This window comes from Ereboglobus luteus (assembly GCF_003096195.1).
Lineage (GTDB): Bacteria > Verrucomicrobiota > Verrucomicrobiia > Opitutales > Opitutaceae > Ereboglobus > Ereboglobus luteus.
The window spans coordinates 2,118,112-2,130,279 of record NZ_CP023004.1 but is presented as its reverse complement, the minus strand read 5'-3'; the positions used below and the strand labels follow the sequence as shown (position 1 = coordinate 2,130,279).

Here is a 12,168-nt window from a genome sequence, read left to right as displayed (position 1 = left end):
ACACGAGGCAATCGGTATCTGCATCATGCATTTCACCGGCTTGCCATCTTTGGTGGCGGGTGTGAAACGTCATTTTCTGACAGAGTTTATCGCGGAATTTACAAAAATCGAATGGGTTGCGCGAACCGCCTGCATCTGTTCCGTCCCGCCGGTTTCCGATACTACGTTTCCGCAAAAGCAGACTGGCGGTTTGCGGGGCGATTCGTTTTTGTGGGCTCAAATTTTATCTCGAACAGTGAGCACGCACACACATTACGACGTCGCCATCATCGGCGCGGGCATGTCCGGCCTCGCGGCCGGCATACGCCTCGCGCACTTTGGCAAGCGCGTGTGCATCTTCGAGCGTCACAACGCCCCCGGCGGACTCAACGGCTTCTACTCCATCGCCGGGCGCAAATACGATGTCGGACTGCACGCAGTCACCAATTACGTGCGCCCCGGAGTCAAGGGCACGCCGCTCACCAAGCTCCTCCGCCAGCTCCGCATCGACCGCGACGAGTTCGCCCTCTGCGAGCAAAAACAATCGCGGGTCACCTTCGGTCCGCGCGGCGCCGCCGGCTCGGTTTCGCTCCGGTTCACAAACGATTTTGCCGTCTTCGAAAACGAGGTCGCTCAAAACTTCCCCTCGCAAATCGACGGCTTCCGCGCGCTTGTCGCCGCCGTCCGCGCGCACAACGAAGTGTCGCTCGACGCAAAACCCGTTTCCGCGCGCGAAATCGTGCGCCGGCACATCGCCGATCCGCTTCTCGAGGACATGCTCTTCTGCCCCGTCATGTATTACGGCAGCGCGCAGGAGCACGACATGGAGTGGAGCCAGTTTGTGATCATGTTCAAGGCGCTCTTCTTCGAGGGTTTCGCACGCCCCTTCGACGGAGTGCGCGTGATCATCCGGGTGCTTCTCGAAAAATACCGCGCCGCCGGGGGCGAGCGACGCATGAAGTGCGGGGTGAAAAAAATCATCCCCCGTGAAAACCGCGCCGCCGCGCTCGTGCTCGACAATGGCGAAGAGATCACCGCCACGCACATCCTCAGCAGCATCGGCGCGGTGGAGACGGAGGCGTTGATCAAATGCGGAACACGGAATGCGGAATGCGGAATGGAAAACACCCAGGCATTGGGCCAGCCGCTTGCGTCCGACAATTCCGAAATCCGCATTCCGCATGGCGGGCATGTCGCTTCGCTCGGAATCGCATTCGCCGTCCCTCCGGGACGCTTGAGCTACGTCGAAACCATCACCGTGCTCAATCGACAACCCGCCGACTTCGGCTGGGGCGACGACACGATCATTTTTTTCAACGACTCCCCGCGCTTCAACTACGAGCGCCCCGAACATGCGCAAGTGGACACCCGCAGCGGCGTGATTTGTTTTCCGAACAACTTCGCCTACCCAGGCGACCAACAGCTCCCCGAGGGCCTTTTCCGCTGCACCTGCCTCGCCAACTACGATCTTTGGAAAAACCTTTCCGACAGCCCCGGTGAATATCGCGCCGCCAAGCAACGCTGGTTCGACGACATCGCCGCGAGCGCAAAACGATTCCTCCCGCCACTCGCGCAGCCCGCCGCGCTCGAAGCCGCGACCGTGGCAACCGACATGTTCACGCCGCTCACAATCACAAAGTTCACCGGGCACGCCGCCGGCGCGATCTACGGCTCGCCCGTAAAAAACCGTCAGGGACGCACCGCGTTGGACAACGTGTATCTCTGCGGCACCGACCAGGGTTTCCTCGGCATCATCGGCGCCATGCTCAGCGGCATCTCAATGGCAAACTATCACGTCCTGCAAAAGTAGGCGCGCCGCTTGCGACGCCCCGCAAAAAAATCACTCCAGCAGAAACGCCACTTGCACGCCGGGGCCGTGGACACCCTCGATTAAAATCCCCTCGACATCGGCCGTGCGCGAGGGACCGGTGCACCAGATTACGTTCGGGTCGGCGGGCATTTTTTTCAGGGCATCCGCCACGTCCGCAAAAATCTGCCCGCGTTTCAGCACCGCCACATGCGTCCACGGCGCGAGCGCGGCGAGTCGGCTCGAAGTCGTCGCGTCCGTCAGCACCAGCGAGCCGGTTTCCGCAATCGCGGCCTCCGCGCGCGTGATGCCGAACTGATACTCATCGACCCGCGCGCGATCAAATATCGTCTCAACCGCGCAGCCCGCCGCCGCCAGCGCCTCGCCGAACAGCGGCAGCAATTCCGGGTCGCAATAACCGTGATGCAGGTTTTGCCCGTGCAGCCAGTCGGCGAGCACCGCCGGCTTGCCCGAAAGGGGCGTGCCGTGCACGAGTTTTGCGCGCTCGCAAAACGCTGCCCACAAGTCGCCATTGCGATCAAGCGCGGGCATTACCGCCACGTCGTCGGCAAATTCTGGATACGGCGCGCGCTCCTTGAGCGGCGCGAGCGCGTCGTTCACGCGCTTTAAAATGGCATCACGGGAAGCAGTCATGGCTGGAAGGGTTATTTCGAGGCTTGTTGTTTGCGATTTTTCATCCATGCGCGGAATTTTCCACCGCGCCATTTGGGCATGCCGCGGGTGCGCACCCACGCCTTTCCGTAGGACGGCATCAGGAACGTCGGATACAGTGCCGACAGGCCTCCCGTTTTCATGGCGGCTTTCCAAAGCGATGGATGATTCGCCAGCGTGCCGAACGCGCCCATCGGCGGCGTGTCGGCGGCGGCGACTTTGCTGTGCTCGCGCTTGCCGCGATCCCGCAGTCGCAGCAGCAAATCGGGTATTGGTATGTTGACCGGGCAGACCTCGTTGCACGCGCCGCAAAGCGAGGACGCCTTTGGCAGGTCGGCCATTTCGGGAAACTCATCCCCAGCGAGCAAAGGCGAAAGCACCGCACCGACCGGCCCCGGATAAACGGCGCGGTAAGCGTGGCCGCTCGCCTGCCGGTAAACCGGGCAGACGTTCAGGCACGCGCTGCAACGAATGCAGCGGAGAATGGCGCGGCAGTCGTCCGCGAGCACGCGAGCGCGCCCGTTGTCAACGAAGATGACGTGCATTTCCTCCGGTCCGTCGGGCTGGTTCGCCGAGCGCGCGCCGCCGATGAATTCGGTGTAGGAGGTGAGCTGCTGTCCCGTCGCCGAGCGCGCGAGCAGGTTTAGAAACACGCCGAGGTCGCGGTCGCGCGGCACGATTTTTTCAATGCCCACAAGCGCGATGTGAACCTTTGTCGCGGCAATCGAAAAGCGCGAGTTGCCCTCGTTTGTCACAAGCACGATGCGGCCGCTTTCCGCCGAGACAAAATTGGCGCCCGACAAACCCACGTCGGCCGCCAGGTATTTGTGTCGCAAAAACTGACGCGCGCGCGCCGTGATCACCTCGGGATCGTCGTTGTAGGAGCCGAGTCCGTTTTTCTCGAACGACGTCGCGATTTCGCGCCGGTTCTTGTGGATGATCGGCTTGACGATGTGCGACGGATGATCGTGGTCGATTTGGATGATGAACTCGCCGAGGTCGGTTTCCAGGCATTCCATGCCGCGCTTTTCGAGATAGTCGGCGAGGTGGATTTCCTCGCTCACCATCGTCTTGGCCTTCACCATTTTTTTCGCGCCGCGCGCCTCCATTATGCGATGCACGTGCGCGCACGCCTCGCCGCCGTCAACCGCCCAATGCACTTTCACGCCGTTCGTCCGCAGGCGCGCCTCGACTTGCGGCAGGTAGGTGTCGAGGTTTTCGATTGTGTGCTGCTTGATCCGGCCGGCAAGCAGGCGGAGATGATCAGGGGCTGGGTAGGAAGTGTTGAGCGAGCGAAGCCGGGCGTCGTAGCCGGACTTGGTGCCGTCATAAACGGATGCGCGTTTGTCGGCGGACAGCTTGGCGGCGTATTGGTCAATTGGCTGGTGCATTTTGATGCGGGAAATTACGGAAAGAAAACATGCGTTTATGATTGGAGTCGAGCAAATGGAAAATCGCCCTTTTCACCGCATGATTTTCGCCGGGGCGCATATTTTATCCGTGAAATTCTGGCGCCCCGCGGTTACCGTTTCCCCATGATAAACGGCATTCAGGTGAAGGTTTGCGGAATCACGTCACTCATTGATGCGGAGGCGGCGGATCGGGTCGGCGCGGATTTTCTCGGGTTCGACCTCAATCCAAAATCGCCGCGCCACGTGCCGTTGGAGGTTTATCACAACATTGTCACGCACCTGCCCTACAGGAAAAAAATCGCCGTCATGACGGAGCCCCGCAAGGAGGAGTTGAGGCATGCGCTGGCGATCGGTTTTTCACTTGCGCAAATCCACTTCAACCACACGACACCGCTCGAGCAAATTGAAAAATGGTCGCGCACGGTCGGCGCGCGGCACCTGTGGCTCGCGCCGGAGCTTCCTCCCGAAATGGACGTGCCCGGCGAATGGCTGTCGCTTGCCGACGGTTTTCTGCTGGATCCATTTTGCGCGGATGAAAACACGCGCGACTCCGGCGACTGGCGGAAGTTTGCGCGGCATCGCGAGACGCATCCGGACAATTTGTGGATTCTCTCCGGCGACTTGACGCCCGACAACGCGGGCGAAGCCGTGAACAAAAGCGGCGCGCGTTTTGTCGACGTGAGCAGCGGCGTTGAGATTTCGCCCGGCGTGAAAAACACGGCAAAACTGGAGGCATTCGCCCGCGCACTGCGGCAAAGATAAAGCAGCCCCAGAAATGGCATGACCGTTTGGGGCGCGGCGGCTTTGCTGAAACACACCGAGTATCCGCCGGCCTGAATGGGCTTGATGCCCGGGTCGTTTGGTGGCGTGCTTTGCGGCATGCCGTTTACCCCCGGACATCTTGCGCGCGGATTAAGCGAGACGCTGTTTCCCCCGATATGCGCGCACTGCGACGGAATTGTCGGACGTAGTGAAAACTTGGATACATTTCGGCATGTCTGCGCAAAGTGCGAGTCGCGGATCGAGTTTGTCGGCGAGCCGTGTTGCTCGACATGCGGACATCCGTTTTACGGGGAGCTGGCGGGCGGGCGCATGTGCGAGCATTGCGAGAATTTGGCGCCGGCGTTCAACGAGGGGCGCACGGCGGTGCTGTTTCGCGGCGCGGCAAGAGCGTTGATTCACGAGCTGAAATATCATGGCGCGCGTTATGTGCTGCGCGACATCGAGACTATTTTGCGACGCTCGCCGCGCGTGCTGGAGCTCGCCCGCGGCGCGACGCTCGTGCCGGTGCCGCTGCATCCCCGGAAGGAGCGCGAGCGCGGCTACAACCAGGGGCGACTGGTCGCGGAATGCCTTGCGCGCGCTGCGGGAGGCGAGGCGGCGGGAACGCGCGTGAAAATGCTTTTACGGCGCGTGGTGGACACGGTTTCACAAACCGCGCTCGATCGCGCCACCCGGCGAAAGAACCTGAAGGACGCGTTCTCGCTGGTCCGCGGCGCGCGCGTGGATGCCGCCGAGAAATACGTGGTTGTTGACGACGTGTTCACCACCGGCTCCACGCTCAACAGTTGCGCCCGGGTGCTGCGCCGCGCGGGTTGCGAAAACCTGTTCGTGATCACGTTCGGTCACGGATAATCGCAGAAACAAAAGAGGCCGGGCGCGTTTTCATCTAAAACGCGGCCGATGCCATTTTTACGACTCCCTCGAATCGACCACGATTGTCACGGGGCCGTCGTTGACGAGCGCGACCTGCATCATCGCGCCGAACTCACCGCATGCGACGGGGCGGCCAAGCACGGCGCTCAAGTGGGAGAGAAATTGCTCGTAGAGCGGACGCGCCCCGGCGGGTTTCGCCGCGCGATGAAACGAGGGGCGAGAGCCTTTGCGGCAGCTCGCGATCAAGGTGAACTGGCTGATCACGAGCGCGCCGCCGCCGATGTCGACAAGCGAGCGGTTCATCGCGTTTGCATCGTCGGCAAAGATGCGCAGCGCGGCGCATTTTTCGGCAAGCCAGCGAACATCATCGGCCGTGTCGCCCTCGGCAATCCCAAGAAGAATCACCAGCCCCGCGCCGATTTCGCCGCGAACGATTCCGTCGATCGTGACGCTTGCGGAGGTGACTCGTTGGACAACTGCTCTCATGGGAAAATCTCAAATCCCAAAATTCCAAAATCTCAAAATATACCTTCGCTGACGCATGTTTATTTTGAGATTTGGATATTGGAATTTAGAATTCTTTTGGAATTTGGGATTCCGGAACTTACCGATGCCGGGTGTTGGTGTGCGCACGCCGGCGCCGCGTTATTCCGGCATCGTTTGGTGCGGCTCGACCGCGACGTCGTAGTTGACACCGGGCAGGCCGAAACCGAACAGGCGCAGAAACTCGCTGCGGTAGCCGGCAATATCGGTGAGTTCGTCGAGGGTTTCGGTTGTTACGCGCGGCCAGATTTCCGCGGTTTCCCCCTGCACGTCAGCGCGCATTTCCAGATCGTCGACGCGCACGCGCCCGCCATCGTCGAATGTGAGCGCGGAGTCGTTATACATCTGCGTGGCGAAGAGGCGTTGCATTTGCTCGATGCAGCCCTCGTGAAGGCCCTTTGCCTTCATCACCTTGTAGAGAATCGAAATGTAGAGCGGCACGACGGGGATTGCCGAGCTGGCTTGAGTGACGAGCGCCTTGTTGACCGAGATGAAGGCGCGTCCGTAACCGTGCGCCTTGAGCGTGGCGTCGATTTTTTTGGCGGCGCGCTCAAGGTCGATCTTGGCCATGCCGATGGTGCCGTTTTTGTAGATGGGCCAGGTGACTTCGGGGCCGATGTAGGAAAACGCGACCGAGGTGGCGCCGGGCGCGAGCACGCCGGCCTTGAGAAGCGCGTCGATCCACATTTCCCAATCCTCGCCGCCCATGACCGCGACGGTGTCGGCAACATCGGCCTCGGTGGCGGGTTCGAGCGTGATGTCAGAGACAACGCCCTTGTCGGTGTCCACGGTTTTCGCGGTGTAGGAGGCGCCGATGGGCTTGAGGCAGGATTTGTGAACAACGCCGGTGCGCGGATGCTGGCGGCGGGGCGAGGCGAGCGAATAAACGACGAGGTCAACCTGGCCGAGGTCGGCCTTGATGGTGTCGATTGCTTGCTGCTTGATCGCGTCGGAATAGGCGTCGCCGTTTATGTTTTTCGCATAACGTCCGGCTGCGCGCGCGGCCTTGGTGAACGCGATTGTGTTATACCAGCCGGGCGTGCCGAGGCGTCCGTCGTCCGAGGGGCGCTCAAAGAAAACGCCCAGCGTGTCGGCGCCGGCCCCGAAGGCGGCCGTGATGCGCGAGGCGAGGCCGAAACCGGTCGATGAGCCGATGACGAGCACTTTTTTCGGGCCGTTTTTGATCGGACCTTTGGCGAGCACATGGTCGATCTGTTGCTGCACGTGGGCGGCACAGCCGGTCGGGTGCGCCGTGACACAAATGAATCCGCGAACTTTGGGCTTTATAAGCATAAGGACTGCGAGATTGGGCGCGCAGGCGGTCGCGTCAAGAGTTGCGAAAAACGAGCGCGCCGAAAAATGACGAAGCAATGGCAGCCCCTGCACGCGAATACTTTGACTACGCGCAATTATCTCGAAACCTTTATTGAAAAACAAAAGCCCCAAATGAAAATTGAAACTAATAGCGTAACGCTTGTGGATTATCGCGACGCTGAACACGCGGGACGACTCTCCTCATGGTTGAGAAGCCCGCATGTCGTTCAATGGTGGGGCGAAACTTCGCTCGACGAAGCAACGAGCACGAAATCAAACGGCGGCAGCCGAATCATCCTCATCGATAAGATGCTGGCCGGGTATGTGCATTGGCATGTGTTAGACCGCGCTGAGCTGGATGAAGCCGGACTCAACGACATTCCCGAAGGCGGCATTGATCTGGATATTCTTATTGGTGAAGCAGCCTTTCTCCAAAAAGGCGTGGGCGCGCAGGCACTCCGGCTGACGGTTGATTTCTTGCGGCACAAATATCGGCCGCGGTTTTTCAGCATGTGCACGCAGATTGAAAACGCGCGCGCGATTGCATGCTACCGCAAGGTCGGGTTTGTGATTGTGCGAACATTCAAGGAAAACGGGCGCGCCTATTATTTCCTGCGCGGGTTTTGATCGCATTTCCCCATCACCAGAATCACCAAAGAAACCGGTAACTCAGGGTCAGGGCGCGCTGCTGGCCGATGCGATGAAGGGTGTTCAACTGGTCGCGATCAAAAAGGTTGCGCACGCTCGCGCTGAGCGTGTGCCGCATGGGGCGTTTTTTGTCGCCAAACAGCCAGGTGCGAGAAATGGACAGGCTCACGAGGGTGTTGCTCGGATAGTCGAGATACTCGCGCGCGTAATTGCCGTAGTGCGCGACAAAATCGCTGACGTGAGTGAGCGTTACGCTCGTGCTCAGCCCCGCGAGCAGCTTGGGCGCGCTCTTTTGAAAAGTGTAGCGCGCGGTCACTCCGATGGTCGTCTTGGGCATGCGGGTGACGACGCGATCAACCTCGCCGGGGAAGTCCGGCGACTTGGTTGTGATCGGATCGATGTAGGCGATGCGCGAGGTGATCGTGAAGCCGCGCGCAAGGGTGGCCTTCAGGTCGAGCGAGCCGCCCGTGAAACGCTCCTCGACCGCGCTGAGAAGCTGGGGCTGCGTGTGGTCGGCATCATCCACCGGGTCGTTGTAGAGCGGGTTTCCACGCGAGATGTTTTGGTTGTAATATTGAAAAAGAAGAAGCGTGGCGCCGAGGCGTTTGTCGAAGAACATGCCCTTGAGTCCGGCTTCGTAGCCGAAGGTGCTTTCGTTGCCCTGCAAATCCCCGGTGCGCGCGTCAACACGCGTTGACGGCTCGACGGCCTTGCTTATGCCCGCGAAGAAAAGCAACCGCCCCGGGCGCACGACGTAGTTGGCGCCGCCGTGCCAGGTGAACTTGGTCACGTTGCTGTGGACGTTTTCTTGGGCGGCGTTGGGACGGCGGTCGTGAATATCGATCGACATGACGTCGATGCGCCCGCCCGCGGTGGCGACGAGCTTGCCGCGCCAGAAGGCGGTGCGGTCGCTGAGCGCGATGCTGGTGTAGTCGGCGGCCTCGCGGCGGTTGGTGACGAAGTAGTCGTAAGCCTCCTCGGAAAACTCCGGACGGTAATAGTTCGGCGCGTAGGGATCGAATATGCGCACATCGGCGGGAAGCGAATTGGCGGAGCGCACCCTGCGGTCGATGCGTTTATAGGAGGAGTGCGTGTGCTCGACGCGAAGGGTGACCTTGCTGTCCGTCCTGCCTGCCAGAAGGCGCGCGGTGGCCTCGACGCTGCCGATGAGGGCGCGCATTGGCTGCTCGATGCGTCGCGGGTAACGCGTGCCGCCAAACTTGCCCGTGTATCTTTGATTCGAATACCTATCATCCTCGATAATATACTGGCCGGTGGTGTAGCGGTCGTCGGTCGTGCGCCGGTCGTAGGCGAAAAGATTGGCGCGCATGGAAACGCGACGGGTGAGCCGTGTCTCGACCTGGAGTGTCGTGGAAAGAAGCTGCTTGTCGACGGAGGCGTTCGGGCCGAAGGCATTGAACGTGGCGAGCGGCAGATACGGGCCGACGATTTTGCCCAAAAGTTTTTCGCGATACTCGGGAATGCCGGAGGAGGGATTTCCGTCCAATTCGAGGTAATCCACCGAAAACATAATGCTGGTGGAACGGCTGTGCTTGTATGTGAGCTGCGCGTTCAAATAGCGCGTGCGAATGTGCGCGAAGCTCATGGGGCCCTTTGTCTGGCGCCAGCCGGCGGCCACGCGCTGCCAGAGTTTTTTCTGAATGATGGGCGTGCTTTCATCAAAGCGGACATCGCGCACGTTCACGCTGTTGCCCATCGCGTAAAGCATGACGCGCGAGCGCCCCAGCGGACGCCCCGTGATGTAGTTCTGGATGCCGCCCGGCGCGGCGCGTCCCGTCACGGATATGATCGGGCCCTGAATGAGTTGGGTGTGGTTGACGTTTATTATCTCGGGGATTCCCGTTTGCGAAAACCCGTTGCGCAGGCGCGGCGTGGGAAATCCGCGAAGGTTGACGCGGTTCACCGCGGTGACGAGATCAACGGGACTCGCCCCGGACGCAAGCTCGAGCTCGTTGGTGATCTCGACATCAAATTCCTCCGGGTGCCGCGACTCGCTCGCGGTCAATTCGTCGGCAAACGGCGCCTCCTCCAACTCCGCGTCAGGACCGCCCATTCCGGTGGAATCGTAATTTTCATCGGCGGGATCGCGCTCGCTGCTAACGACGAGCTCGTCGAGCGTGATGATGGTGTCATCGCTGAGTTTGTTGAGATCGGGCTGCAGCGCCTGCGCACGGAGCGACGGCCCCGCCGCGCACAGCATCAACACGATTGATAGAACCATGAGCCGGGCCGGGCCCGCGCGCATCTGGCGCGGCATCGAAAGCTCTAGGGCGGGGTTGTTTTCGTCGTCAGTCAAGGCGATGTGTTTGGTAAAGTATTTTGCGAAGTGGAGAGTCAGACATTGTTTCATCCCGAACCGCCACAATAAATGTTTGAGACGATGAAAATCCCGGCCTGGTAACAGCAAAATTATTTATGTTTTCCGCGCATGGCGGTATCGCGGGCGGGCAAATATACAAGATTGTCAAACCCAGTGGCTTTGGTAGATGCTTCACCCTTTAACACCAACCATATGATAAGAAAGATCATGTCGAAGCTGCGCAAAGCACTCGCGCCTTCGTCCAAGAAACCGGCTTCCTCCAAGGCCGCCGGCAAAGCCAATTCCAAAACGCAACAGCGTGGCCGCAACACCAAGTCCCGTCACAAAACGGACGGTTCCCCCGCGCCCGCGCAACAACGCAAAGGCCGCTCGCAGGAGCATCGCGGGACGCGCAACGCCGAGCCCCGCCATCGCGGCAAGGGCGGCGCGCTGCAACGCGGAGGCCCCAAGCCAAAACGCGAGGCCGTTTACGAACCGCCCCTGCGCAGCGGCCCGCCAAAACAAATCGCCGAGGTGCCTCCGCAGGACACTCCGTTTTCCAAACTAGGCCTCAACGATCGCATCGCCTACGCCGTCGCGCAAAAAGGTTATGTCGAACCCACGCCCATCCAGGCGCAGGCCATCCCGCACGTCCTCGCCGGACGCGACGTGACCGGCTCCGCGCAAACCGGCACGGGCAAGACGGCCGCGTTCGCGCTGCCCATCCTGCAACGCCTCGGCTCGCACGGACGCCTCCGCTGCCTCGTGCTCGAACCCACGCGTGAACTCGCGCTCCAAGTCGAGGAAGCCTTCAAGGAATACAGCGAATACACCGACCTCGACGTGACGATCGTCTATGGCGGCGTCGGCTACGGAAAACAGCGCGACGACCTCCAGCGCGGCGTCGACATCCTCGCCGCGACCCCGGGCCGCCTGCTCGACCACATGGAGCAAGGCACCGTGAACCTCAACAGCATCGAAATCCTCGTGCTCGACGAAGTGGACCGCATGCTCGACATGGGCTTCCTGCCCGACGTGAAACGCATCGTGCAAAAATGCCCCAATGCCCGGCAAACGCTCTTCTTCACCGCCACGCTCCCGCCTGAAATCGCGCAGCTCGCCTCGTGGGCGCTGAACGATCCCGTCGAGGTGAAAATCGGCGCGCAACGCTCGCCCGCCGAAACAGTGTCGCACGCGTTTTATCCCGTCGTCGCCTCGCAAAAAGCCGACCTGCTCGACGAACTGCTCAAGCGCACCGACTACCACAGCATCATCATTTTCAGCCGCACAAAGTTTGGCGCCGACCGCATCGCGGGCCGCCTTCGTGGCGCGGGCCGCAAGGTCGGGGTGCTCCACTCCGACCGCAACCAGCGCGAACGCCTTGAGGCACTCTCGGGATTCAAGTCAGGGAAATACGAAATTCTCGTGGCCACCGACATCGCCGCGCGCGGCCTGGACATCGCCGACGTGTCGCACGTGATCAACTACGACGTGCCCGAAAACCCCGAGGACTACGTGCACCGCATCGGCCGCACCGGGCGCGCCCAAAAAACCGGCGACGCCTTCACGCTTGTGACCGAGGACGACGTGCGCGACGCGCGCTCGATCGAACGCTTCATAAACTCGAGCATCGAGCGCAAAAAACTCGACGGCTTCAACTACATCTACTCGGCGCTGTTCGACGAGGCCGCCCAAACCGCCGCCACTCCGCCCAAAGCCACAAGCCGTCTGCGTCGCGGACGGTAAAGGCATGAAACGCTTCCGGTGCGCCCGCCAAGCGCGCCGTGAAATTCGCCCCGCTGTCGCACGAGCCAAAA

Annotated in this window: 10 protein-coding genes; 5 read left to right on the top strand and 5 right to left on the bottom strand. The window is 60.9% G+C overall.

The features are described 5' to 3' along the window. Nucleotides 1–235 precede the first annotated feature (235 nt). A complete protein-coding gene (locus CKA38_RS08045) occupies nucleotides 236–1,789 on the top strand; it encodes a phytoene desaturase family protein (protein ID WP_108825003.1) in 1,554 nt (517 codons plus the stop codon). 30 nt (nucleotides 1,790–1,819) lie between these two features. On the opposite strand, the gene CKA38_RS08040 is transcribed toward CKA38_RS08045, so the two are convergent. Both CKA38_RS08040 and CKA38_RS08035 read right to left on the bottom strand, forming a co-directional pair. After that, nucleotides 1,820–2,440 carry a LutC/YkgG family protein gene (locus CKA38_RS08040; RefSeq protein ID WP_108826501.1) on the bottom strand — a complete coding sequence of 207 codons (621 nt, stop codon included), beginning with the start codon at nucleotides 2,438–2,440 and terminating at the stop codon, nucleotides 1,820–1,822. An 11-nt stretch (nucleotides 2,441–2,451) separates the two neighbouring features. After that, a complete protein-coding gene (locus CKA38_RS08035; RefSeq protein WP_108825002.1) occupies nucleotides 2,452–3,849 on the bottom strand; it encodes a LutB/LldF family L-lactate oxidation iron-sulfur protein in 1,398 nt (465 codons plus the stop codon). A 144-nt stretch (nucleotides 3,850–3,993) separates the two neighbouring features. Between CKA38_RS08035 and CKA38_RS08030 the strand changes: the two genes are divergently transcribed. Both CKA38_RS08030 and CKA38_RS08025 read left to right on the top strand, forming a co-directional pair. After that, nucleotides 3,994–4,632, top strand: a complete 639-nt coding sequence (locus CKA38_RS08030; RefSeq protein WP_108826500.1) for a phosphoribosylanthranilate isomerase — start codon at nucleotides 3,994–3,996, stop codon at nucleotides 4,630–4,632. A 117-nt stretch (nucleotides 4,633–4,749) separates the two neighbouring features. Further along, a complete protein-coding gene (locus tag CKA38_RS08025; protein ID WP_108826499.1) occupies nucleotides 4,750–5,505 on the top strand; it encodes a ComFC family protein in 756 nt (251 codons plus the stop codon). 57 nt (nucleotides 5,506–5,562) lie between these two features. Here CKA38_RS08025 and dtd read toward each other — a convergent pair whose 3' ends face one another. Then, on the bottom strand, nucleotides 5,563–6,012 hold the full coding sequence (gene dtd, locus CKA38_RS08020; protein WP_108825001.1) for a D-aminoacyl-tRNA deacylase: 450 nt from the start codon (nucleotides 6,010–6,012) through the stop codon (nucleotides 5,563–5,565). Between the two features lie 159 nt (nucleotides 6,013–6,171). Further along, on the bottom strand, nucleotides 6,172–7,362 hold the full coding sequence (gene fabV, locus CKA38_RS08015) for an enoyl-ACP reductase FabV (protein ID WP_108826498.1): 1,191 nt from the start codon (nucleotides 7,360–7,362) through the stop codon (nucleotides 6,172–6,174). Here fabV and CKA38_RS08010 point away from each other — a divergent pair. Further along, the gene (locus tag CKA38_RS08010) at nucleotides 7,273–8,010 is read left to right on the top strand and encodes a GNAT family N-acetyltransferase (protein WP_108825000.1); all 738 of its coding nucleotides are present in this window, start codon (nucleotides 7,273–7,275) and stop codon (nucleotides 8,008–8,010) included. The genes fabV and CKA38_RS08010 overlap by 90 nt on opposite strands. 22 nt (nucleotides 8,011–8,032) lie before the next feature. On the opposite strand, the gene CKA38_RS08005 is transcribed toward CKA38_RS08010, so the two are convergent. Continuing rightward, the gene (locus CKA38_RS08005) at nucleotides 8,033–10,348 is read right to left on the bottom strand and encodes a TonB-dependent receptor (RefSeq protein WP_152032729.1); all 2,316 of its coding nucleotides are present in this window, start codon (nucleotides 10,346–10,348) and stop codon (nucleotides 8,033–8,035) included. A 537-nt stretch (nucleotides 10,349–10,885) separates the two neighbouring features. Here CKA38_RS08005 and CKA38_RS08000 point away from each other — a divergent pair. Next, entirely contained in the window at nucleotides 10,886–12,097 is a 1,212-nt protein-coding gene (locus CKA38_RS08000) for a DEAD/DEAH box helicase (protein ID WP_425482495.1), read from the top strand. Nucleotides 12,098–12,168 lie beyond the last annotated feature (71 nt).